Source organism: Bordetella holmesii (assembly GCF_020735985.1).
Taxonomy (GTDB): Bacteria; Pseudomonadota; Gammaproteobacteria; order Burkholderiales; family Burkholderiaceae_B; genus Bordetella; species Bordetella holmesii.
The window spans coordinates 1861756-1886201 of sequence record NZ_CP085973.1; the positions used below are offsets into that span (position 1 = coordinate 1861756).

Consider the following 24446-nt stretch of genomic DNA (forward strand, 5'->3'; position numbering starts at 1 on the left):
ACTCCAGGGGAAAAGCAAGCCCCCAGGCACAGGCAAATATTTATCGGGTATTTGGCACCAGTTGAGCACCATTTTCCGCAAAAAAAAAGGTTCATCGAGGAATACCGGGGAATGCAGACCGGATCTTGAGGAAGAAGTACTCCTGATCGCGGTAGCCGTAGGCGCGGCGCTTGATGACTTTGATGGTGTTGTTGATGCCCTCGACGATGCTGGTGTTGAGCCGGTGGCGACAGCGAGACAGAATCCCGTGCAGATAGGCTTTTAGCTTGAGCGCGAAGTGAGCCAAGGCGGCGATGCCGCTGCCCTGAGCCTGTTGCAGCCAGTGATCCCATGCCTGGCGGGCGTAGCCGGGGTGTTGGTAGAACCACAGCTGTTTGAGCTCATCGCGCATCAGATAAGCGGTGAGCAAGGGCTGGTTGGCCTGGAGCAACTCGTCCAACTTTACCGATTGGCACGGATCGAGGTTTTTGCGATTGCGCAGCAGTAGCCAGCGACTGGACTTGATCACCCGGCGGGCCGGCTTGTCGTGCCGCAACTGGTTCGCTTGGTCTACACGCACCCGGTCTATCACTTCACGGCCGTACTTGGCCACGACGTGGAACAGGTCGTAGACGATCTCGGCGTTGGGGCAGTTGGCCTGGATCTCCAGCTCATAGGCCGTCGTCATGTCGATCGCTACGGCCCGGATCTGCTGGGCAACCCCAGTTGGCAGTTGTTCGAAGAAGGCTCTGGCCGTCTCGCGCGAGCGGCCATCACCGATCCATAGCACCTGACGGCGGATCGGATCGACAACGACCGTGGCATAACGATGGCCCTTGTGTAGAGCGAACTCGTCCATCGCTAGGTAGTGGATCTGGCTCCAGTCCGGCTCTTGGATCGCCCGTCGCAGCAGGGCCTTGTCCAGCGCCTTGACCGTGTGCCAACCCAGTTGGAAGAAGCGCGCCACGGCCAGAATGTTGCTGGACTCAAGCAACTGGCTGACCGCCTCGGCCAGCCGGTCGGTCACTCGCTGGTAACGGCCCAGCCAGCTCAGCCTCTCCAGATGCGGTCCACCGCACTGCTCGCACCAGACCCGCCGACGCGGCACTACCAGCGTCACTCGCAGCGCCATTAGCGGCAGATCCCGCACCCGGCGCGTGGTCGTCTCATGCACCTGCCGACATCGGTTGCCGCAGTGCTCGCAGTGCATCGTTCGCGCTGAAGGCTTCAGGTAAATCGTGACCGTCCGGCTCTCACCTTCAGGCCACACGACCCGCTCCACCCGATAACCTTCCCACCCACCCAACCTCTCGATCGTCTTGCGGTCCAGCATGATTCCGGCCTTGATCCTTGAAAAATCAAGGATCAAGCGTAACGGCAATCAAGCACGGCTCCACGCTATTCCGCGATGAACCAAAAAAAAGCGATGTTATCGACATCGGCGCGCTGCTCGGAAAATGGCGTCAGCGCGGCGGAGGTTGGCGTGCCATGCCGGGCCAGGCGTTGGCACAACTCGACCACCCAGCGCCGCACCCACTCGCGATCATCCTCGGCCAACAACGCCAGGCGTGCGGCGATGTCGCTGACCTGGTCACTGTGCCTGGCCGGTCCGCCGGCCAAAACCGCATCCAAAGGCACGCCTAAAACGTCGGTCAGATCCAGCAAGCGGTTCAGGGGCGGCAACGTGGCGCCGCGCTCGAAGCGGGAGATGGTCTCCTGCTCCACGCCCAGGCGTTCTGCAACTTGCTCCTGAGTCAGACCGCGAATCCGCCGATGATCGGCGAGCGCGCGTCCCAATCGTTTGCCAAACTCTTCATGGCTGTTCATGGCGACAGTACACCTCGTTGGGTGATCCCCCGATAGGGGCGGCGCGGAAGCGCCAGTTGCCTCAAGGCTGAGGCCTTTCGTTCAAGCAACCAAAAGCCAAGTGCAACTGCGGTCTCGCGTGGCCGCATTCGCACGCCCGGCAGCGCGGATCACTCCCGCCGCGCCGCTCGCTATCGCCTGCCGCCTGGGCGCCGTCATCGTCAGCGGCGCCGCGCCCGGCCCAAAATGGCATAGAGAATGATGGCACCGAAAGTCGCGGTCCCGATGCCGCCAAGGGTGAAGTTACCCAACTTGACGGTGAAGTCGCCCGCGCCCAGCACCAAGGTGACCGCCGCCACGATCAGGTTGCGGTTGTCGCTGAAATCGACCTGGTTGACGACCCATATCCGTGCCCCGGCAATGGCGATCAGGCCAAACACCACCACCGACATGCCCCCAAGGACTGGGCCCGGAATGGTTTGAATCAAGGCGCCGAACTTGGGCGAAAAGCCCAGCACGATGGCAATGACCGCGGCCAGCACGAAAACCAGCGTGGAATAGATCCGCGTGACGGCCATGACGCCGATATTCTCGGCATATGTGGTCACGCCCGTGCCGCCCACCGCAGCAGAGACCATGGTGGCCACGCCATCACCCACAAAGGCACGGCCCAGGTAGCGGTCCATGTCGCGGCCAGTCATGGCACTGACGGCCTTGAGGTGGCCGAGGTTTTCCGCCACCAGAATAATGGCCACCGGCACGATCAGGCCCATGGCCTCAGCCGTGAAGACCGGTGCGGCGAAATGCGGCAGACCGAGCCAGGCCGCCGCTGCCACGCCCGAGAAGTCGATGGCTTTGCCCAGGCCCATGCCATTGGCCAGCACGGCATAAATGACGCAGGACAGAATAAGGCCAACGAGAATCAGAAGGCGCTGCACCATGCCCCGCGTGAACACGGCTATGCCGCCCACGCAGACGATGGTGACGATGGCCATGGCGGTGTCAAAACCCGAACTGCCCATCGCACCTTTGGCGGCGATGGGCGCCAGGTTCAGGCCGATGACGGCGACCACAGCCCCGGTGACCACCGGCGGCATCAACGCCTCGACCCAGTTTGCGCCGGCACCACCCCGCGCATTGGCCACCCAGACAACCAGGCCGATCAGCGTATACGCCAACCCGCAGGCAATAATGGCCCCCAGGGCCACACCAATATTCGGATTGGGGCCCGAACCGGCATAGCCTGTCACCGCGATCACGCCACCGATGAAGGCAAAACTGGACCCCAGATAACTCGGCACGCGGCCGCCGACGAACAGAAAGAATATCAGCGTCCCGATACCCGACATCAGAATGGCGACGTTGGGGTCAAAGCCCATAAGCAACGGCGCAAGCACGGTCGAACCGAACATGGCCACCACGTGCTGGGCGCCCATGGCGATGTTCTTGGGCCAGGACAGCCTTTCATCGGGCGCAATCAGCACGCCGGGCACGGTGTCATCGGCCAGCCGCCAGCGCGGGAAATAGGAGTCGGACATGAAAAATTGGAGGCTTATGTAGGGATTCGGGGCGAAGTGTAAGGGCTGCCCAAGGCATGGGCAACAAGGTTTAAGTTTCCGTGCCCCCCTGCCGTACTAGGAGTAACCCTCACACCCTGCCCGAGGACCCGAAGTATGGCCATTTCCTCCGTCGGCTCCAGCGCCTATACCGGCCTGTCCCGCAGTACCAATTCGAGCTCCGGCACCAGCGACAGTTCGCTGCAAAAGACCTTGCGAGAACTACAGCAGCAACTGCGGCAGTTGCAGCAGCAGATGGACCGGGTGCGCAATAGCAATGCGACGGCCGAGCAGAAGGCTCAGCAATTGCAGGCACTCAACACCCAGGCAGCCACCTTGCAGACCCAGATTCAGAAAGTCCTGCAACAGCAGTTGCAGCAATTGCAGACCTGAGGGCCGCGCTGATCGGGCACATCAAAATTTCTGATTGGACGCGCCCGCAAGCCAGGGCTATGGTCTGTTACGCATAAAAACACCGAGGAGACAAACCATGAACGCCGTGCGCACTGCACTGGCGGCCGCCCTGCTGGCCGCCACCACCCCCGCCCTTGCCGGCACCGTCACCGTGATCACGTCCTTTCCTAAGGATCTCACCCAGGTTTACAAGGCGGCCTTTGAGAAGGCCAACCCCGGGATCACGGTCGAGATTCTTAACAAGGACACCGTCTCGGGTATTGCCTTCGTGCGCGAAACGCCGGCCGGCCAACGCCCGGAAGTATTCTGGGCCAGCGCGCCTGACGCCTTTGAAGTGCTCGGCCGCGACAAGCTGCTAGCCAAGGCCCCGGATGTGCTGAACAAAGCCGTGCCGGACAAGATCGGCAACTATCCGATCAATGACCCCTCCGGCCTTTACATGGGCCAGGCCCTGACCGGCTACGGCATCATGTACAACACGCGCTATATCAAAGCCAACAAGCTGCCAGCACCGGTAGAGTGGAAGGATCTGCTTGCTGCGCAATGGTTTGGCCATGTGGGCATCACCGCCCCCTCGCGTTCCGGCACCATGCATCTGACCGTCGAGACGATTCTGCAAGGGGAAGGCTGGGACAAGGGCTGGCAGACCATTCTGCGCATGTCCGGCAACAGCAGCGCCGTCACCGAACGATCATTCGGAGTTCCCGACGGGGTGAATAACGGCCAATTCGGCGCGGGTCCGGTCATCGATTTCTTTGGTCTGTCGAGCAAGTACTCCAAGTTCCCGGTGGAGTTCGTCTACCCGAGCGAGACTTCCATCGTGCCGGCCAATATCGCGCTGATCGATGGGGCCAAGAATGCCGAGGAAGGCAAGAAGTTCATCGCTTTCACGCTTAGCCAGGCCGGGCAGGAACTGCTGCTCGAACCCAAGATTTCGCGCCTGCCGGTGCTGCCTTATGCGGACATGAAGGGCAAGATTCCGCCGGGCTATCCAGACCCGGCCGAGATCGCACGCCGCAGCAAAGTGCACTTTGACGCCGACCTGTCCCAGACACGCTACTACGTGGTGCAAAGCCTGTATGACCAGACGATCACGTTCCGCCTGAAGGAACTCCAGGCTGCCACCAAAGCCATCTACGAGGCAGAGGCCAAGCTCGGCGAGCGCGCGGGTCAAGGCAAGGCTGCCGAGCTGCTTGCCCAGGCACGCAAGCTGACCTGGTCGCAGGTCGTCGATGGCAAAACGGTCGCCGACCCTGAGTTTCTGAAACTGTTCGCGGGCAACAAGAAAGACGCCGCGGTCAATCAGAAGCTCACGCAACTCGAAGGCGAATGGAACAGCAAGGCCCGCGCCAACTATGAACAAGCGGTAAAGGTGGCTCGCGAAGCCGCCGCCCTGTAACCCCCCGGCAGGGGCATGCGCTGGCTCGTGCGAGCCAGCGCCCTCTTCTCTTTGCGCAGGAACCCTCATGATGCTCACGGGTCGATCCCGCCTGCCCGCCGGGCCGCTGCTGGCCGCCTTGCTGGTGCTGACCTTCTTGGTGCTTTTCCTGGTCTTTCCAGTCGGCACGGTCTTCTATACCGCCTTCGTCAACGCGGACGGCAGTTTTACGCTTGGCCATTTCGGCGCTTTTTTTGGCCAGCCATTGATGCAGGAAGCGTTCTTCAACAGCCTCTACGTCGCGGGCTGGTCCGCTTTGCTGGCATCGGTGATCGCCATACCACTGGCGTATTTCACCGTGCGGTTTGACTTCCGCGGTGCGCTGCTCATCCAGACGCTCGGAGTGCTGCCGCTGATCATGCCGCCGTTTGTGGGCGCGGTCGCCATGCAATTGCTCTTTGGGCGTTCAGGTTCGGTGAATCTGTTGCTGGACGACTGGTTCGGCATCACCCTTCCATTCATGGAGGGGCTCAATGGCGTCATTTTCGTCGAATCTATCCATTACTTCCCCTTCATCCTGATGAACCTGGTGGTGGCGTTGCGCAACATCGACGGGTCGATGGAGGAAGCAGCCTTCAATCTGGGGTCTCGCGGTTTCAGATTGTTCCGCCGCGTGATTTTACCGCTGGCGCTGCCTGGTTACGTGGCCGGCACCTCGCTGGTGTTTGTCAAGGTTTTCGACGACCTCGGTACTCCGCTGGTGCTGGGCATCACCAATATGCTGGCTCCGCAGGCCTATCTGCGCATCACACAGGTCGGCCTGGAGGATCCGCTGGGCTATGTGATCAGCGTGATCATGATCGGCTTTTCCATTCTGGCCCTGTGGCTTTCGGCCCGCATGCTCAGCGGCAAGGACTACTCCACCCTGCAAAAGGGCGGCAGCGCGATCCAGAAGCGCAAGCTGCGCCCTGCCGAGTCGATCCTGGCCTATGGCTGGATCATTCTGGTGCTCGCCCTGGTGCTCTCACCCCACTTGGGTGTGCTGCTGCTGTCGCTGGCCAGCGTCTGGAGCTACGCGCCCCTGCCCGACGGCTACACCCTGTCGCACTATGCCGCGGTGTTCTCCGAGTCGCAGGGCATGATCGCCAATACGCTTTTGTATTGCGGTCTGGTTGCAGGTGTCGACGTCCTGCTGGGCACGGCCATCGCCTATCTGATACTGCGCACCCGTCTGCCGGCGCGGCAATGGCTGGACTTTCTGGCCTCGGCAGCCCTGGCCATTCCGGGCATTGTGCTGGCCATCGGCTACCTGCGCACCTTCCGCGGCGTGGAAATCGGCGGGGTTCTGCTCACGTCCTCATGGGTGCTCATCATGATCGCCTATTCGGTACGGCGGCTGCCCTACGCTCTGCGCGCCTGCGTGGCGTCATTGCAGCAGATCAATATCTCACTGGAAGAAGCGGCGGAGTCCCTGGGCGCGAGCCGGCTGCGCACACTGCGTCGCGTGGTCGTGCCCCTGATGGCAGGTGGCATGCTGGCGGGATTTGTCACCAGCTTCGTGACCGCTGCCGTGGAGCTGTCGGCCACGATCATGCTGGTCACGCGCGACAGTCAGGCTCCCATGAGCTACGGGATTTACCTGTATATGCAAAGCGCAGCCGGGCGGGGTCCAGGCGCCGCGCTCGGCGTGCTGGCCGTCGTGGCAGTAGGCATAGGCACTTATGTTTCTCATCTGCTGGTCGAGCGGGCATCATCCCGCCAACGCCCGGCGCAGGACTGAACCATGAAGAAAATCAGCGTTGAGTGCCGCAACATCCGGCTCTCCTATGGCAAGAACGAGGTCCTCAAGGACATCAACATCAACATCAACATCGAGCCAGGGTAATTCTTCGCCCTGCTGGGGCCCTCGGGCTCCGGCAAGTCCACGCTGCTGCGGCTGATCGCCGGTTTCAACCAGCACAGCCATGGCCAGTTGCTCATCGACGGCAAGGACATCAGCGGCACGCCGCCCTGGAAGCGCAACATCGGGATGGTGTTCCAGAACTACGCGCTCTGGCCACATATGACGGTATGGGACAACGTAGCGTTCGGTCTGGTCGAACGCAAGTTGCCGCGGGCGCAGATCCAGGAGCGTGTGCAGGATGCCCTCGAACTGGTCGGGCTGGCGCAATTTGCCAAGCGCCGTCCCAATCAACTCTCGGGAGGCCAGCAGCAACGCGTGGCACTGGCCCGCACAATCGTGATCGAGCCGCAGGTGTTGCTGCTAGACGAGCCGCTGTCCAACCTGGACAAGAAACTGCGCGTGCAGATGCGTCAGGACCTGTTGGCGCTGCAGCGCCGACTGGGCATCACCACGATTTTCGTCTCCCACGGCCGGAGGAAGCCATGACCACGGCCGACCGCATGGCCGTGCTTGACCGCGGCGTGGTTCAGCAGATCGGCACGCCCACCACCCTGTTCGACTACCCGGTAAACCGGTTCGTCGCCGACTTTGTGGGCACCATGAATGTGCTGGAGGGCCAGGTTCGCGAACGCCGCAGCGACAGCGTATTGCTGGCCGTCGAGGGGGTGGGTGAGCTTCATTTGCCCGTAACGGGCGATATTCCGGATTCGGCGCGCCTGGCCGCGAGCTTCAGGCCCCATACGGTCCAGATCGAAATGGCCGATGGCACCGGCGATGCACGCTATGTCTGGCTGCCTGCAGTAGTCGAGGCCAGTGAATTCCTGGGAGAATTCACCCGTTATCAACTTTCAGTGGGCGAACAGCGCCTGACTGCGGATCAAACCCATATGGCCGGCCTTTCTCCCTTCCCTATCGGCGCGCCCGTATCGGTCGGCCTCGAACCCACGCAGATTCGACTGCTGGCCACCTGATCCGGGCGGTCGTGGAAATCTATCAGCTCCGCGCGTTCGTCACGGTGGCCCGCCTGGGCCACCTGACTCGTGCCGCCGACGCCCTGTCTCTGACCCAACCCGCTGTCAGTGCCCAGATCAAGGCCCTGGAACAAAGCCTGGGCGTGGCGCTGTTCGAGCGCAGCGCCGGACGCATGGTGCTGGCTCGTTCGGGCGAAGTGCTGCTGCCCACGGCCGAAGCGCTACTGGTGCTCGGGGCCCAGCTCAAATCCGAAGCTCAGCAGTTGCAGGGTGCTCTGCAAGGCGCACTGGACCTGGGATTGCCCAGCGAGCGGCCGGAATTCCTGCGCTTGGGCGATCTGGCCTCGACCTTGATGCAAAGCCTGCCCATGGTCGAACTCAAGACGCACATCCTGACGGCCGACGCGCTGCTGGAGCAGGTCCAGGGCGGACGGCTGGCCGCGGCACTGCTCATCGTCGCCCATCCGCCGCGTGCCGTGCAATGGCGACCACTGCGCAGTGTGCGCTACCGCCTGGCCGTGCCCAAAACCATGCGCGATGCGCTGACCCGCGCCGGGTGGCGCGACATCGCCCAATTGCCCTGGCTGGATGGACCTGCCGGCAGTCACACTCATTTGCTATTGCGTGACATGTTCGAGCGCCACGGTCTGGCGCCGCGCGTGGTCATGCAAAACGATGACCAGGCCAATCTGGACGCGATGGTGCGCGCTGGCGCGGGCTGCGCACTGCTGCGCGAAGAAACCGCGCTGGCAGGCGCGGCGGCCGGCGACTTCATTGTGTGGGGGCAAGCGCGCGCCGATGCCATGCTGGGCTTTATTCAATCCCCGGAGCATGCTGGCGAAGCCTTGCTGGTCGCGCTAAGCTCGCTAGTGCAGAAAATCTGGAAACCTGGCGCTACCGCCACCGCAACTCATGACTGAAATCTGGTTTATCCGACATAGCGAAACCGACTGGAATCGCCAACGCCGCCTGCAAGGGTGGCAAGACACACCGCTAAATGATGCTGGACAGGCGCAGGCACGTGCCCTGGCCGAGCGGCTGGGCAGCGAGCCGCTGCCTTTCGATGCCCTCTACAGCAGTGACTTGCAGCGCACCCTGGCCACCGCCACGCCGGTCAGCCAGGCGCTGGGGCTGCGCGTGCGCCCCGAGCCCGGTATCCGCGAGCGCGGCTTCGGCGTACTCGAAGGGCTGGATCTGGACCGTATAGACGAACTGGCACCCGCCGCAGCCGCGGCCTGGAAAAGCCGCGACCCCGAACGCGTCGTCGACGGCGGAGAGACGCTGGGGCAGTTCAATGCCCGCATCGTGGCGGCCGTGGAAGACTTGGCGCAACGCCACGACGGCCAACGGCTGCTGGCCTTCACCCATGGTGCCGTACTGGACATCATATGGCGCCAGGCCAGCGGGGTGTCCCTGAACGCTCCTCGCCAGGCCACCCTGTTCAATGTGAGCATCAATCGGGTCAGCGTGCAGGGCCGGCAGTGGCGCATCCTGGACTGGGGTGACGTCAAACACATTGCCGATGAGGTCGGCAATGATGTGCAGCCCTGAACGCGTCAACGCCGCGCGCGCGGCTTGCGCGGGGCGTTGCGTGCCAACACGTCATAGAGGACATTGGGAATGAGCCGCATCAGGCGGCTGACCACCCCCATCTGCCAAGGGATGACCCGATAGGACGCGCCTGCCTCTATCGTGCGTATTGCACGGCGGGCAAACTTTTCCGCAGACATGAGAAAAGGCATGCGGTAGGGGTTGTGCTGCGTCATTGGCGTGTCGACATAACCCGGTGCGATCGTCACCACGCCGATGCCATCGGCGGCCAGCTCCAGGCGCAGGCTCTCGCAATACGTGATGACGGCCGACTTGGAGGCGCTGTAAGCCCCTGCCCCCGGTAACCCCCGAATACCGGCCACGCTGGCTATGCCTACCAGGCGCCCTCCGCCCTGCGCCTTCATCGCGTCGATGAAGGGCTCGAACGTGGCCACGGTGGCCATGACATTGGTCTGGAAAATCGCCTCGAAGACCTCGAAATCCTCCGTGGCTTCGGTCAGGGTCCCGGCGCTGATGCCCGCGCTGGCGATCACCACATCCACGCCTGCGCCGCATCGGGCAAGAAAGTCACGCGCGGCCGCATGCAAGGCGCTTCGATCGCGCACATCGAGCGCATAGACATAGTGTTCGCCGGGCAGCCGGGCAGCCAGGCTGTCCAGCGCCGCTTTGCGCCGCCCCACCAACCCGAGCCGCGCCCCTCGCCGTGCATATTCTTCGGCCAGCGCCAGGCCCAGCCCCGAGCTTGCGCCGGTTATAAATACATGCATCCCAGACTCCGCACATGACAACGCCCGCGGCAAAGCGGGCGTTGGAAACTGTCGCCGGTTCGGCCTATCAAAGAAATATCAACGCGAAGATACCCAGAACCAGCATCCATTTCAAGATGTAGTAAACCGTTTTGTTTTTTTTCTTGATGCTTTTCCCAAAACGGCGCACCGCATAAACCGCACCGAAAATGCGGTTGATCCCGCCGGTGCGATCCCCTTCCTGGTTGGGAGACGTAGCCGCGCGCAGCAGGATGGTACCGAAGAAATTGTTGACGGCCTGAGCCCAGCGATACTTCATGGGACGCTCGATATCGCAGAACAGAATGATGCGATTCTGATCGGTTTTGTTTTCGGCGTAATGAATGAATGTTTCGTCGAATACGACCGCCTCACCATCGCGCCAGTAATAATCCTGGCCATCGACATTGATATAACAGTCGGGACTGTTGGGCGTGATCAGCCCCATATGAAAGCGCAATGAGCCTGCATACGGGTCACGGTGACGCGGCAGGCGGCTACCCGGGGGCAGTGCCGTAAACATCGCGGCCTTCATGCCAGGAATAGTGCTGACCAGCTCCGTCGTCAGCGGGCACAATGCCCGGGCCGACGGATGGTCGGTGTCATACCACTTGAGATAAAAGCGCTTCCAGCCGCTTTTGAAGAACGAGTTAAAGCCAGCGTCGTTGTACTTGTCGGAGGCCTTGATGTGACCGTCCCCGAACAACTGTTCCGCTTCGGCCCGAATGTCTTCCCAGCGGTCTATCAGCACCTTGATCTGAGGAAAATACTTCAGATCGAGATAGGGCTGATTAGGCACGCCAGAAAAGGCGTACATGAACACATTGATGGGTGCGGTAAACGTCGAGTGATCAAGCGCCTGACGTGAAAACCGGTGCCTGACGCGGCCGCGGTAATGCACCACGACGGCTGTAACGACGAATAAGGCGAGGATGAACCACTTCATGCCTGATTCTCCCTGGGCCCGGAATCATGGTCCGGGCCCGTCTGGATACTACCCCACGAGGGGCTTACTGGTGCAGCGACGCGTGCAGATCCTGCAACGGATAGACCTGGAAGCCCAGGCCTTCGCGCAGAAATTGCATGCCTTCGACTGCCGCCCGAGCCCCTGCGATGGTGGTATAGAAGGTGATGCGATTGGCCAGCGCCTGCGTGCGAATGGTGCGCGAATCAGCGATGGCGTTGCGGCGCTCTTCCACCGTATTGATCACCAACGAGACCTCACCGTTTTTGACCATGTCCACGATGTGCGGACGGCCCTCGGTGACTTTGTTGACGACCTGAACAGGGATGCCCGCCGCTTCGATCTCGGCGGCCGTGCCACGCGTGGCAACCAGCTTGATGCCCAAGTTGTGCAGCCCACGAGCGACTTCGACGGCGCGCGGCTTGTCCTGGTTCTTCACGCTGATGAACACCGTACCCGATTCAGGCAAGCGAACCCCAGCGGCAAGTTGCGACTTCACGAAGGCCTCACCAAAGCTGCGGCCCACCCCCATGACTTCGCCCGTCGACTTCATCTCGGGCCCGAGAATCGTATCGACACCCGGGAACTTCACGAAGGGGAAGACGGCCTCCTTGACGCAGAAGTAGGCCGGCACGACCTCTTCGGTCACGCCTTGCTGCGCCAGCGTGCGACCCGCCATGGCGCGCGCGGCGATCTTGGCCAACTGCAGGCCGGTCGCCTTGGAGACATAGGGCACCGTGCGCGAAGCACGCGGATTGACTTCCAGCACATAGACGTCGCCGTCCTGCACTGCGAACTGGACGTTCATCAAGCCGCTGACATTCAAGGCACGGGCCATCGTGGTGGTCTGGCGCTTGATTTCGGCCACGATATCGGCCGACAAGGAGTAAGGCGGCAGACTGCAAGCGGAGTCCCCCGAATGCACGCCGGCCTGCTCGATGTGTTCCATCACGCCGCCGATAAATACCGTCTCGCCGTCGGCCAGGCAATCGACGTCAACCTCGGTCGCGTTGTTCAGGAAGTGGTCCAGCAGCACGGGCGAGTCATTGCTCACCTTGACGGCCGCGCGCATGTAGCGCTCGAGATCCTGTTGCTCATGGACGATTTCCATGGCGCGCCCGCCCAACACGTAACTGGGGCGAACGACCAGCGGATAGCCGATTTCGGCGGCATGAGCCAGCGCTTCGGCTTCGGTGCGCGCCGTGCGGTTTGGCGGCTGGCGCAGACCCAGTTTGTTGAGCAGCTTCTGGAAGCGCTCGCGGTCTTCGGCCACGTCGATGGATTCGGGGCTGGTACCGATGATGGGCACGCCGTTGGCTTCCAGCGCGCGCGCCAGCTTCAACGGAGTCTGCCCGCCGTATTGCACGATCATGCCAACGGGGTTTTCCTTGTGCACGATCTCCAGCACGTCTTCCAGGGTGAGGGGCTCGAAGTACAGACGATCGGAGGTGTCGTAATCGGTCGAGACAGTTTCCGGATTGCAGTTGACCATGATGGTCTCGAACCCGTCCTCACGCAGCGCCAGCGACGCATGCACGCAGCAGTAATCGAACTCGATTCCCTGGCCGATGCGGTTCGGGCCACCGCCCAGCACGATGATCTTCTTGCGGTCGGTGGGTTGCGCCTCGCACTCTTCTTCGTACGTGGAGTACATGTAAGCGGTGCGGGTGGCGAATTCGGCCGCGCAGGTGTCCACACGCTTGTAGACCGGACGCACGTTGAGCTGATGGCGCAGTTTGCGCACCTCGGACTCGGAGGAGTCCAGCAGGAAGGCCAAGCGCCGGTCGGAGAAACCGCGGCGCTTGAGTTCGAACAGCGTGGCGTAGTCAAGGTCGGAAAGCGTCTTTTGCTCGAGCGCCAGCTCGATATCGACGATCTCCTTGATCTGGGCCAGGAACCACGGATCGATGTGGGTGATGTTGTGCACCTCATCGAGCGTGAAACCCTGGGCGAAGGCGTCGCCCACATACCAGATGCGCTCCGGGCCTGGCTCGCCAAGCTCGACCTGCAGCTTCTCGCGGTCGGTGGTCTTCTGGTTCAGGCCGTCCACCCCGACTTCCAGGCCGCGCAAGGCCTTCTGGAAGGACTCCTGGAAGGTTCGACCCATGGCCATGACTTCGCCGACGGACTTCATCTGCGTGGTCAGGCGGGCATCAGCCTGCGGGAACTTCTCGAAGGCAAAACGCGGCACCTTGGTGACGACGTAATCGATCGACGGTTCGAACGAGGCCGGGGTGGCGCCGCCGGTGATCTCGTTTTGCAGTTCATCGAGCGTATAGCCAATGGCCAGACGCGCGGCCACCTTGGCAATGGGGAACCCCGTTGCCTTGGACGCCAGCGCCGAGGAACGCGAGACGCGCGGGTTCATTTCGATGACGATCATGCGGCCGTTTTTCGGGTTGACGGCGAACTGCACGTTCGAGCCCCCCGTATCCACGCCGATTTCGCGCAGCACCGCAATGGATGCGTCGCGCATGATCTGGTATTCCTTGTCGGTCAGCGTCTGCGCCGGCGCGACCGTGATCGAGTCACCGGTGTGCACGCCCATGGGATCGAGGTTTTCGATCGAGCAGACGATGATGCAGTTGTCCGCCTTGTCGCGGACCACTTCCATTTCGAATTCTTTCCAGCCCAGCAGCGACTCTTCGATGAGCAGCTCATTGGTGGGCGAAGCCTCCAGACCGCGGCGGCAAATGGTTTCGAACTCTTCGGCGTTGTAGGCGATGCCGCCGCCGGTGCCGCCCAGCGTGAAGCTGGGGCGGATGACGACCGGAAAGCCCGCTGTGCCGATTTCTGCGGCGATGCGGCGCTGGACCTCCCAGGCCTCATCCAAGGTGTGAGCCACGCCCGACTTGGCCGAAGCCAGGTCGATATCCGTCATGGCCTGCTTGAACTTCTGGCGGTCTTCGGCCTTTTCGATGGCATGCTCGTTGGCGCCGATCAGCTCGACGCCATACTTGGTCAGCACGCCGTTATGCGCCAGATCCAGCGCACAATTCAGCGCAGTCTGGCCACCCATGGTGGGCAACAACGCATCGGGACGCTCGCGCTCGATGATCTTCTCGACCGCTTGCCAGGTAATGGGCTCGATGTAGGTCACATCGGCCGTTTCCGGGTCGGTCATGATGGTCGCGGGGTTGCTGTTGACCAGGATGGTGCGATAACCCTCGGCCTTGAGCGCCTTGCAGGCCTGCGCGCCCGAATAATCGAACTCGCAAGCCTGGCCGATGATGATCGGGCCGGCGCCAATGATGAGAATACTTTTTAGGTCTGTACGCTTAGGCATGGTGGAATCTTTATTTCTGGCCGGCCATCAGGCTGATGAACTTGTCGAACAGCACGATGATGTCGTGCGGGCCTGGACTGGCTTCGGGGTGGCCCTGGAAGCAGAACGCCGGACGATCGGTCAGCTCGAAGCCCTGCAAGGTGCCGTCGAACAGCGAGATGTGGGTGGCGCGCGCATTGGCTGGCAGGCTGGCCGCGTCAACCGCGAAACCGTGGTTCTGGCTGGTGATGAACACCCGTTTGGATTGCAGGTCCTGCACTGGATGGTTGGCGCCATGGTGCCCCGTCTTCATTTTGACGGTCTTGCCACCAACGGCCAGGCCCATGATCTGGTGGCCCAGACAGATGCCGAACACCGGCAGCTTGCGCTCCAGGAAGACGCGCGTGGCGGCGATGGCGTAATCGCAGGGCTCGGGATCGCCCGGGCCGTTGGCCAGGAACACACCGTCCGGGTTGAGCTTGAGGACTTCCTCGGCAGGCGTTTGCGCCGGCACCAGCGTGATGCGGCAGCCCCGATCTGCGATCAGACGCAGAATGTTGTACTTGACGCCGAAGTCATAGGCCACGACGTGGAAGCGGTCTTGCGCGGGCTGGGTGTAGCCCTCGCCCAGTTGCCAGGTGCCCTGCGTCCAGGAAGTGGTGTCTTTCTGAGAAACCACCTTGGCCAGATCTTGGCCGGACATGCCCGGAAAGGAGCGAGCCAACTCGACGGCGCGCTCGGCATCTTCACCCACGAGAATGCAGCCGCCCTGGGCGCCTTTTTCACGCAGAATGCGGGTCAGCTTGCGGGTATCGATACCCGCGATGGCAACCACGCCTTGCGCCGTCAGGTAGTCGGGCAGAGATTGGGTCGCACGAAAGTTGGACACTCGCGCGGGGCAGTCGCGCACCACGAGACCGGAAGCGTAGACACGGTTGGCCTCGACGTCTTCAACGTTGACGCCCGTATTGCCAATGTGGGGATAGGTCAGGGTCACAATCTGACCGCTGTAGCTCGGATCGGTGAGGATTTCCTGGTAGCCCGTCATGGAGGTGTTGAACACCATCTCGGCTACGGTGTGACCCGGCGCGCCTATCGATACGCCCCGAAAAATGGTACCGTCCGCCAAAGCCAGAATTGCAGGAGGGAAACGGTTGATCCCCTCGGGAAAAAGTTGCGGCAGCACAGTGAACCCCAGTTTTCAGAATCGATAATCAAAATTTCAGATTATACCTCGAACGGGCAATATCCGGCTATTTTCGGTGAAATACCGCGCCAATCGAAGCGAATATCATCATTCCGACTTCTTTGCCTTCCGAGTCACGGTGCGCGGGACCCGGATCGAGACGCACCGCGTCAGACGCCAGTGCTACCCTAGGGCTGACATCAACCTCTCATCTGCGATGCCCATGCCCTCTCAGCTTCAAGCCCTGCGCCGCCACACCACCGTTGTCGCCGACACTGGCGATTTCGAGACCATGCGCGCGCTGCGCCCGACCGACGCCACAACAAACCCGTCACTTATTTTGAAAGCGGTGCAGAAGGATGCGTACCGCCCCTTGCTCGAGCAGGTCGCCCGCGATCACCGCGGCGCGACTCCCGGCGAGATCACCGATCGTCTGCTGGTGGCCTTCGGACGGCAGATTCTGGATATCGTCCCCGGCCGCGTGTCCACCGAAGTGGACGCCCGCCTGTCCTTCGATACGCGCGCCAGCGTCGAACGCGCCCGCGGCATCATCGCTCTTTACGAAGCCGCGGGCGTCTCGCGTGAACGGGTGCTGATCAAGATTGCTTCCACCTGGGAGGGGATACAGGCGGCAAAGCTGCTGCAGGAAGAAGACATCAACTGCAATCTGACCCTGCTCTTTTCGCTGGTGCAGGCAGCCGCCTGCGCTCGAGCCGGCGTACAACTGATTTCTCCTTTTGTGGGCCGCATCTACGATTGGCACAAGAAAGCTGCCGGCGCCCAATGGGATGAGACTGCCCGCAGCGGCGCCAACGACCCGGGCGTGCAGTCAGTGGCGCGGATTTTCGAGTATTACAAGGCGCATGGCATCACGACCGAAGTCATGGGCGCGAGCTTCCGCAACGCCGGTCAGATCCTGGCGCTGGCCGGCTGCGATCTGCTGACCATCAGCCCCGAGTTGCTGGCTCAGCTGGACGCGAGCGAAGGCGAGGTGCCGGTGCAACTCACCCTGCCCGCCGCAGGCAGCCCCGCCCCGGCCGAGGTGCCGTGCGGCGAGATTGCCTTTCGCAGCCTGCTCAACGACGATGCGATGGCCACCGAAAAGCTGGCCGAGGGCATACGGTTTTTCGTGGCGGACGCACGCAAACTGGATCAACTTATCGAACAGGCCTGCGCCTGATCAGGGAGGGAGGCGGGCGGCAATGCCGCCGCCTGCCCCATCCGGGTGCAGACCCGGATAGCTTTAGAGTTTTTCCGTTTCGCCTGAACGCCGCTGCCATTTCATCAGCCGCTTCTCTCCCAGACCGACGATGCCGTCGAGGATGAGTGCGAAGGCGGTCAGCACAACGATGCCGGCAAACACCGTGTTGACATCAAACGTGCCTTCGGCCTGCAGGATGAGATACCCCACGCCGCTGGCCGAACCGAGATATTCCCCCACCACCACCCCGACGAATGCCAGGCCCACCGAGGTGTGCAGACTGGAGAAGACCCAACTCGTGGCCGAGGGCAGATAGACGTGGCGCAGTAACTGACGGCGCCGGGCTCCCAGCATACGAGCGTTATCCAGCAGGGTCGGGCTGACCTCGCGTACGCCCTGGTACACATTGAAGAACACGATGAAAAACACCAGCGTGACCGCCAGCGCGACCTTGGACCAGATTCCCAGCCCAAACCACATGCCGAAGATAGGCGCCAGAATGACGCGAGGCATGGAGTTGGTGGCCTTGATGTAGGGATCGAGAATGGCGCTGGCAACCGGCGACAGGCCCAGCCACAAACCGCTCCCCAAACCGGCGACGGTGCCGATGACAAAGGCCAGCACCGTTTCCGATAGTGTCACCCATAGATGCTTGTAGATATCGGCATCGGTGATGAACCAGGTCCAGATGCGCTCGGCCACCTTCAGGGGCTGCCCAAAAAAGAATGCCACCTTGCTGTCGAGCGAGGCGAAATGCCAGACGAGCAGGATAACGACCAGAAGCAATAACTGCCAGAAACGCAGGCTCGCCGAGCCGGGTTTGATCAACTTAGCCATGGTTCTCAAGCCCGCTTCTGCTGGGCATAGCCTTTGAGGACTTCTTCGCGCAACACGCCCCAGATGGCCGAGTGCAATTCGACGAAGCGCGGATGCATGCGCACCTCCGCCACGTCCCGGGGACGCGGCAGGTCGATGACGAACTCACCGATGGGATGGGTTCCCGGCCCTGCCGAGAGCACCACCACCCGGTCGCTCATCGCGATTGCCTCATCCAGATCGTGGGTGATGAACAGGACCGCCTTGCGCCGGGCCATCCACAACTCGAGCACCTCATTTTCCATGAGCTGCCGGGTCTGAATGTCCAGCGCCGAGAACGGCTCGTCCATCAGAATGATGTCCGGATCGCGGATCAGCGTCTGGGCCAGCATGACGCGTTTGCGCATGCCGCCCGACATCTGATGCGGATACCGATGCTCGAATCCGCCCAAACCCACGCGGCGCATCCACTCCCGCGCCTGCGTCTCGGCCTGCTCGCGGGGCGTGCCCGCGAACTCGAGGCCCGCCATCACGTTGTCCAGTGCATTGCGCCACGGCAGCAGCGCCTCACCCTGGAACATGTAGCCGGCGCGGGCGTTGATACCGGAGAGGACTTGCCCGAACACCTTGACCTGGCCCGACGACGGCGAGAGCAAGCCCGCGCCGACGTTAAGCAAGGTGGACTTGCCGCAGCCTGTCGGACCCACCACGGAGACGAATTCGCCAGGAGCGATCGCCAGCGTGGTGTCGGCCACGGCGGTATAGCGTTGCTTGCTGTCATCACGCGACGCAAAGGTACAGGTGATGCCTTCAAGCGAAAGTGCAGCTTCAACCATTGGGATACTTCTCGTTGGCGCGACGGGTGAACTCATTGGTCCAGACTTTGGACGTATCTATCTTGGCCAGATCGATGTCGCCGGCATAGGCGGCCAGCGCCTTGGCTGCCGTGGCGGCGCCGTCCTCGGGGATGACCCCGTCGGGCGACAGACCTTCCAGGCTGGCTTTGACCGCTGCCTTGTAGACCTCGGGATCGCCCAACAGATAGTTGGTCGGCACCGTCTTGGCGATCTGATCCACACCCGCTTTTTGAATCCACTTGTCGGCGCGCACGATGGCATTGGTCAATGCCTGCACCGTATTGGGATTGGCATCGATGAAGGCCTGTGGCGCATAAAGGCTGCCAGCAGGCATGTTGCCACCGAAGATCTCCAACGTGTCTTTCAGGGTTCGGGTATCGACGATGATTTCCATATCGCCGCCCAGGGTCAACATGGACACCACGGGATCGGTGTTGGACATGGCGTCGACCTGACCACCGCGCAAAGCGGTCACCGCGCCAGCGCCGGCACCCACGCCGATGAAGGAAACATCGCTGGCCTTCAGGCCATGCTTGGCGAGAAAGAAACTCACGACCATGTTGGTCGACGAACCCGGCGCGGTCACGCCGATCTTCTTGCCCTTGAGATCGGCAGCACCCTTGTAGTTGGGCAAGGCCTTCTTCGAGACGCCCACGCCGATCATGGGCGCGCGCCCCTGCAGCACGAACGCACGATAAGCCTGGCCTTTGGACTGCATGGCGATGGTGTGCTCGAACGCCCCCGAGACCACATCGGCGCTGCCGCCCACGACAGCCTGCAAGGCTTTGGAGCCGCCCGCGAAGTCCGCGATACTGACATCCAGCCCTTCGTCCTTGAAGTAGCCGTTGATCTCAGCGATGGTCAGCGGGAGATAGTAGATCAGGGGCTTGCCGCCCACTGCGATCTGCACTTTGGTTTTTTCGAGTTTCTGCGCACGAACGATGGCCGGAGCCATGCTCATGGCGCCGGCTGCGCCGGCGAGCTTGAGCAGATCACGACGAGTGACTGACATCGGTTGTCTCCTGTGTGCCGCCAGAAAGCGGCGAAAAGACAGACGGCCGGCATGACCGTCTGCTTCGGGGCTGGTGCACTTGCCAGCGCCTCAGGTACTGATTGCGCCGGTCTTTGCCAGCTCTTGAATCGCCGCTGCATCATACCCCAGCGACTTCAGCACGGCCTCGGTATGTTCCCCTAAACGCGGTCCCAACCAGCGCGTGCTGCCCGGTGTGAGCGACATCTTGGGCACGACAGCCGGCAGTTTGACGGGGCTACCATCCGGAAACCGATGTTGTTCGATCATTCCGCGGGCGAGAAACTGGGGGTCGCTGAACATATCCGCCACGCTGTAGATTTTGCTCACGGGCACATCCGCACGTCGCAGTTGGCTCAGCGCCTCATCGATGGTCTGTCTATCGCACCAGGCCTGGATGGCGCCATCGATTTCGGCCGCCCTTCGCGCGCGGCCATCGTTGTGCACCAGGTCCGGATCGCGCGCAAGATCCTCGCGTCCGATGGCAAGCATCAGGCGATGAAAGATCGCGTCACCGTTACCGGCAATCACAATATTCTGCCCATCGGCGGTGGTATAGGTGTTCGACGGCACGATGCCTGGCAAGGCCCCGCCTGTACGTTCGCGGATCACGCCGGCCACGTCATACTCCGGGACGAGGCTTTCCATGACGTTGAAGACGGACTCATAGAGGGCCACATCGATCATCTGGCCTTGTCCTGACTGACACTCTTCGCCCGTCTTGCCATTCCAGCGCCCGCCCGTGGCATCACGGTGCCGCAACGCCATCAGGGCGCCTATTACGCCATGCAGCGCAGCCAGGGAGTCACCGATGGAAATCCCCACGCGCAAGGGCGCACGGTCAGGATGGCCGGATACGTAGCGCAGCCCGTCCATGGACTCTCCTATCGCGCCGAAGCCAGGTTGGTCGCGCATCGGCCCCGTTTGCCCATAGCCGGATAAACGCACCATGATGGTCGCCGGGTTGATGGAACACAGATCCTCATAACCCAAGCCCCATTTCTCGAGGACGCCGGGACGATAGTTCTCGATAATGATATCGGCCTCTAAGGCCAATTGACGCGCAATCTCGCGGCCCCGAGCATCTTTCAGGTTCACAGGCTGATCGATTGTTTGTTGCGGGCCTGTACCGTCCACCAGAGCGAGTTGCCCTCGTGCAGATGACGCCAGCTACGTATCGGATCGCCACCTCCCTGCCCGTGCTGGTCTGGCGGCGTTTCGACTTTGATGACGTCGGCGCCGAATTCGCCAAACATGCGCGCGGCAAAAGGGCCTGCAATGAGCGTGCCCAATTCGAGCACCTTCATGCCTTTCAAGGCTGACATTTGTCTCTTCCACCCGACTGTTTATTGCTATGGGCCACGATCGCCCAGCAGGCCAGCGATCACGGTCAGGCAGAACGAAAAACCCGGGCGCAACGCCTCAGGTCGAGCGGCGCTCCATCAGTGCCCAGGCGATGGTACCGGCATCCACGTACTCAAGCTCGCTGCCCGCGGGAACGCCACGCGCCAAGCGGGTGACTCTCAACCCCCGATCGGCCAGCGCCTCGCCCAGAAAATGGGCGGTCGTCTCGCCTTCGGCGGTGAAGTTGGTCGCCAGGATGACCTCCTGGACCGTCCCGTCGGAGGCCCGGTCCAGCACGCGCTGAAAATCCAGCGCCCGCGGCCCCACACCCTCGAGCGGCGCAAGCCGCCCCATTAATACATAGTACAGGCCACGATAGCCATGGCTGGACTCGATGACATTCTGGTCGGCAGGCGTTTCGACGATGCACAACTGTGTCGCATCACGCTTGGGGTTGGCGCAGATAAGACAGATTTCGTCTTCAGTGAAGCTGTTGCAACGCGAGCAATGGCGCAGGTTCTGCACGGCGCCGGCCAGAGCCCGTCCGAGCAGATCCGCCCCCTGCAGATCATGCTGCAGGAGGTGATACGCCATGCGTCGGGCCGAGCGCGCGCCCACACCAGGCAGGCGCCGCAAGGCCTCGATCAACGCCCGTAGCGGCTCGGCTTCCGGAAGCGAATTGTCCATCAGGACGGCTCGCCTCAGAACGGCAGCTTCATGCCCGGAGGCAGGGGCAGGCCAGCGGTCAGGGAGGACATCTTTTCTTGCGAGGTTGCCTCGGCTTTGCGCAACGCGTCGTTCAACGCGGCGGCAACCAAGTCCTCGAGCATGTCTTTGTCATCGGCCAGCAGGCTGGGGTCGATGGCCACGCGTTTGACGTCGTTGCGGCAGGTCATGGTCACCTTGACCAGGCCACCGCCGGCGGCACCTTCGACCAGGATATCGGCCAGGGCTTCCTGGGCCTTTTTCATGTTTTCCTGCATTTGCTGGGCTTGGCGCATGAGGCCGGCCAGTTGTCCTTTCATCATGGTGAGTTTTTCCTTGGGGAATAGGGGAAACGCCGGCCTCAAGCGGCCGGCGGCTCGACGGCGCGCACCGAATTCGGCACGACGTGTCCGCCAAAATCATTAACCAGTGCCTGCACGAAGGGATCGACGGCGACGGCCTCTTCGGCAGCCTGCTGACGCGCCGCGCGCTCGATGCGCGCGACGGCGTGCGCCGTGCCATCGCCCGTGTGGCCGACCTCGATCTCCAGCCGCAAGCCCTGGCCGAAATGTTCGCACAATACCGTTTGCAACCGTACCCGGCTCTCGCTCTCGGCCAGCGTGCGCACGGCAACGCGCAACATCACCGCGTCGCCCTGGACGCCGGCCCATTCGCTCTGGCGCGCCAACTCGGCTGCCAGCCCGGTGACAGGCAAGCGCGCGGCCAGTTCGGGCCAGGTCTGCGGCGACATGTCACTCAGTCGTGAGCGAGGCTGGCGCGGCGTGCGCGCCGGCCTGGCTGCTGCGGCGGCTCGCGCAGCGGCAGCCGGCGCCGGCGCCGGTTCGCTTGCCAGGGTCTCGAAATCGTCATCCGGATCGAGGGTGTAGGCCTGGGCTGGCGCATACCCGCCTTCGGCATCATCCGGGATGGACTCGTCCACCCAGGACGGCGGCCCCTCTTGGTCAAGATCTGGCGCGGCCTCGGGTGATGCTGCAACCTGGGGTTGGTTCTGGCCGGCCACGGCCGTGACGACGGCCGCTTCCTGTGCGGGGTTATCTTCCCAGGGCGGCACCGGCGTTGCCGCAGAGGGCGCGCTGTGCGCCAGCGCCACCGACGACGGCCGGGGCTCGGCGGCAACGGCAGGTTCGGCATCGGGTGCGATGGGGTCAGCAGGGGTAACCGACGATGCGGTTACGGCAGGCACCGCCGCCTGCACGGCTGCAACGGCAGGCGTCTCAACCGGCGCGGCGTCTGCCGCCACCGTAGCAGGCGCCGCCGCAGCCACGTCGTGGGTCAACGCTGGCTGGGGTGCGGTACGTGGTGCTTCGCGCTGCGTCGCCGGCCCCGCCTCGCCATTGAGGGCAAGCATGCGCAGACAGGCCATGACGAACCCGGCGTACTCGTCCGGCGCCAGGCTGAGTTCGCTGCGGCTATGCACGGCAACGGAATAGAAAAGCTGGACCGCATCGGGATGCAGGCTTGCCGCCAGGCGCGCGATATCCTGCCCGAGGGGGTCGTCGGCCGGGGTGACGCCGCTGACACGTTGCTCGATCGCGATGCGCGAGAGCAGCACGGCGAAATCCGCCAGCGCGCCAGCATAGGACAAACCACGGGTAGCAAGCTCATCGGCCACGGCCAGCACGCCGCGGGCGTCCCCCGTGGCCAGGGCATCCAACAGGCGCACCAAATGGCGCTGATCAATGGTGCCCAGCATGCCGCGCACCGCGTCTTCGGTCAGATTGCCTGCGCTGTAGGCAATCGCCTGATCCGTCAGGGACAGGGCGTCGCGCATGGAACCCGAAGCAGCTTGCCCGATCAGGCGCAGGGCGGGCACCTCGAAGCCGATCTGCTCTTGACCGAGCACCGCCTGCAAATGGCCCACGATGGACTCGGGCGGCATCTGCTTGAGATTGAATTGCAGGCAGCGCGACAGTACGGTGACCGGGATTTTCTGTGGATCCGTCGTGGCCAGGATGAACTTGACGTGCGGCGGCGGCTCTTCGAGGGTCTTGAGCATGGCGTTGAACGCATGCCCGGTGAGCATGTGGACTTCGTCGATCATGTAGACCTTGAAACGCCCCGCTCCCGGTGCATACACCGCCTGCTCGAGCAGTTGCGTCATCTCCTCGACGCCTCGGTTGGAAGCCGCGTCAAGTTCGAGGTAGTCGACGAAACGGCCAGCATCGATCTCCGTGCACGCACGGCACACGCCACACGGCTTGGAGGTAATGCCGGTTTCGCAGTTGAGGGATTTGGCGAGGATACGCGACAGCGTGGTCTTGCCCACGCCACGTGTACCGGTAAAAAGCCAGGCGTGGTGCAAACGCTGGGTGTCCAGGGCATGCGTCAATGCGCGCACGACGTGATCCTGGCCAACCAGGGTATCGAAGGATCGCGGACGCCACTTGCGGGCCAGAACCAGATAAGTCATGCGGGGATTGTAGAGCCTGATGAGCCAGCCGGCGTCAGAACACGACGATAACGACCATGGGTCGGAAACAAAAAGGGCGCCGCGCAGAGAACCAGTCCAATGACCGACATTCCGTACGCGGCGCCCCTTTTGGGAAAACCGGGAGGCGAGCCTTACTCCGGCACTGGCCCTAAACGACTATGGCTGCTTCGTTCCCGACCTGACCAGGTTCACCGTCGAACCATGCGAAGGGGCCCGCCAGCCCGCATTCTATCAGAGCCGATGAAAGCCTGCTTTGGGAGGCGCCGGGGTGAGCAAACACCCA

19 protein-coding genes, 1 other RNA gene and 2 pseudogenes are annotated in these 24446 nt (G+C 62.4%); 7 read left to right on the top strand and 15 right to left on the bottom strand.

Annotated elements, in window-relative coordinates:
- Window positions 1–91: 91 nt before the first annotated feature.
- The 3 genes from LK440_RS08905 to LK440_RS08915 form a co-directional block, all read right to left on the bottom strand.
- Window positions 92–1312: an ISL3 family transposase gene (locus tag LK440_RS08905; RefSeq protein WP_005011985.1), complete on the bottom strand. Its 1221-nt coding sequence runs from the start codon at window positions 1310–1312 to the stop codon at window positions 92–94.
- Between the two features lie 65 nt (window positions 1313–1377).
- Window positions 1378–1806 (bottom strand): helix-turn-helix domain-containing protein, encoded by a 429-nt coding sequence (locus tag LK440_RS08910; protein ID WP_005013526.1) that lies wholly within the window; start codon window positions 1804–1806, stop codon window positions 1378–1380.
- A gap of 200 nt (window positions 1807–2006) precedes the next feature.
- Window positions 2007–3323 (bottom strand): solute carrier family 23 protein, encoded by a 1317-nt coding sequence (locus LK440_RS08915; RefSeq protein WP_005013523.1) that lies wholly within the window; start codon window positions 3321–3323, stop codon window positions 2007–2009.
- Between the two features lie 135 nt (window positions 3324–3458).
- Between LK440_RS08915 and LK440_RS08920 the strand changes: the two genes are divergently transcribed.
- From LK440_RS08920 to LK440_RS08945, 6 genes and pseudogenes are all read left to right on the top strand, one after another.
- On the top strand, window positions 3459–3734 hold the full coding sequence (locus tag LK440_RS08920) for a FlxA-like family protein (RefSeq protein ID WP_005013521.1): 276 nt from the start codon (window positions 3459–3461) through the stop codon (window positions 3732–3734).
- 97 nt (window positions 3735–3831) lie between these two features.
- Complete coding sequence (locus tag LK440_RS08925) at window positions 3832–5154, top strand: ABC transporter substrate-binding protein (RefSeq protein WP_005013519.1); 1323 nt, start codon at window positions 3832–3834, stop codon at window positions 5152–5154.
- A 67-nt stretch (window positions 5155–5221) separates the two neighbouring features.
- The gene (locus tag LK440_RS08930; RefSeq protein ID WP_005013518.1) at window positions 5222–6913 is read left to right on the top strand and encodes an ABC transporter permease; all 1692 of its coding nucleotides are present in this window, start codon (window positions 5222–5224) and stop codon (window positions 6911–6913) included.
- A gap of 3 nt (window positions 6914–6916) precedes the next feature.
- Window positions 6917–8007: pseudogene (locus LK440_RS08935) on the top strand (ABC transporter ATP-binding protein).
- A gap of 11 nt (window positions 8008–8018) precedes the next feature.
- Complete coding sequence (locus LK440_RS08940; RefSeq protein ID WP_005013517.1) at window positions 8019–8927, top strand: LysR family transcriptional regulator; 909 nt, start codon at window positions 8019–8021, stop codon at window positions 8925–8927.
- Window positions 8920–9558, top strand: coding sequence for a histidine phosphatase family protein (locus tag LK440_RS08945; protein WP_005013516.1), 639 nt, complete (start codon window positions 8920–8922; stop codon window positions 9556–9558). Before LK440_RS08940 ends, LK440_RS08945 begins: the two co-directional genes overlap by 8 nt.
- A 5-nt stretch (window positions 9559–9563) precedes the next feature.
- Here LK440_RS08945 and LK440_RS08950 read toward each other — a convergent pair whose 3' ends face one another.
- From LK440_RS08950 to carA, 4 genes are all read right to left on the bottom strand, one after another.
- Window positions 9564–10325 (bottom strand): SDR family oxidoreductase, encoded by a 762-nt coding sequence (locus tag LK440_RS08950; protein ID WP_005013515.1) that lies wholly within the window; start codon window positions 10323–10325, stop codon window positions 9564–9566.
- Between the two features lie 67 nt (window positions 10326–10392).
- Window positions 10393–11289, bottom strand: coding sequence for a lipid A hydroxylase LpxO (gene lpxO / locus LK440_RS08955; RefSeq protein ID WP_005013514.1), 897 nt, complete (start codon window positions 11287–11289; stop codon window positions 10393–10395).
- 64 nt (window positions 11290–11353) lie between these two features.
- Window positions 11354–14593: a carbamoyl-phosphate synthase large subunit gene (gene carB / locus LK440_RS08960; RefSeq protein WP_005013513.1), complete on the bottom strand. Its 3240-nt coding sequence runs from the start codon at window positions 14591–14593 to the stop codon at window positions 11354–11356.
- A gap of 10 nt (window positions 14594–14603) precedes the next feature.
- The gene (gene carA, locus LK440_RS08965) at window positions 14604–15758 is read right to left on the bottom strand and encodes a glutamine-hydrolyzing carbamoyl-phosphate synthase small subunit (protein WP_005013512.1); all 1155 of its coding nucleotides are present in this window, start codon (window positions 15756–15758) and stop codon (window positions 14604–14606) included.
- 223 nt (window positions 15759–15981) lie between these two features.
- Between carA and tal the strand changes: the two genes are divergently transcribed.
- The gene (gene tal, locus LK440_RS08970) at window positions 15982–16938 is read left to right on the top strand and encodes a transaldolase (protein ID WP_005013511.1); all 957 of its coding nucleotides are present in this window, start codon (window positions 15982–15984) and stop codon (window positions 16936–16938) included.
- A gap of 63 nt (window positions 16939–17001) precedes the next feature.
- On the opposite strand, the gene LK440_RS08975 is transcribed toward tal, so the two are convergent.
- The 8 genes and pseudogenes from LK440_RS08975 to ffs form a co-directional block, all read right to left on the bottom strand.
- Window positions 17002–17796, bottom strand: a complete 795-nt coding sequence (locus LK440_RS08975; protein WP_005013510.1) for an ABC transporter permease — start codon at window positions 17794–17796, stop codon at window positions 17002–17004.
- Between the two features lie 5 nt (window positions 17797–17801).
- Entirely contained in the window at window positions 17802–18611 is an 810-nt protein-coding gene (locus LK440_RS08980; protein ID WP_005013506.1) for an ABC transporter ATP-binding protein, read from the bottom strand.
- Window positions 18604–19644 carry an ABC transporter substrate-binding protein gene (locus tag LK440_RS08985; protein ID WP_005013503.1) on the bottom strand — a complete coding sequence of 347 codons (1041 nt, stop codon included), beginning with the start codon at window positions 19642–19644 and terminating at the stop codon, window positions 18604–18606. Before LK440_RS08985 ends, LK440_RS08980 begins: the two co-directional genes overlap by 8 nt.
- A gap of 90 nt (window positions 19645–19734) precedes the next feature.
- Window positions 19735–20987, bottom strand: a pseudogene (locus LK440_RS08990) (CaiB/BaiF CoA transferase family protein).
- A gap of 97 nt (window positions 20988–21084) precedes the next feature.
- Window positions 21085–21693, bottom strand: coding sequence for a recombination mediator RecR (gene recR / locus LK440_RS08995; RefSeq protein ID WP_005013501.1), 609 nt, complete (start codon window positions 21691–21693; stop codon window positions 21085–21087).
- A gap of 14 nt (window positions 21694–21707) precedes the next feature.
- Window positions 21708–22034: a YbaB/EbfC family nucleoid-associated protein gene (locus LK440_RS09000; RefSeq protein ID WP_005013498.1), complete on the bottom strand. Its 327-nt coding sequence runs from the start codon at window positions 22032–22034 to the stop codon at window positions 21708–21710.
- A 38-nt stretch (window positions 22035–22072) separates the two neighbouring features.
- Window positions 22073–24142: a DNA polymerase III subunit gamma/tau gene (locus LK440_RS09005; RefSeq protein WP_005013497.1), complete on the bottom strand. Its 2070-nt coding sequence runs from the start codon at window positions 24140–24142 to the stop codon at window positions 22073–22075.
- Window positions 24143–24283: 141 nt separating this feature from the next.
- Window positions 24284–24381: signal recognition particle sRNA small type (gene ffs / locus LK440_RS09010), an RNA gene on the bottom strand.
- Between the last annotated feature and the right edge of the window lie 65 nt (window positions 24382–24446).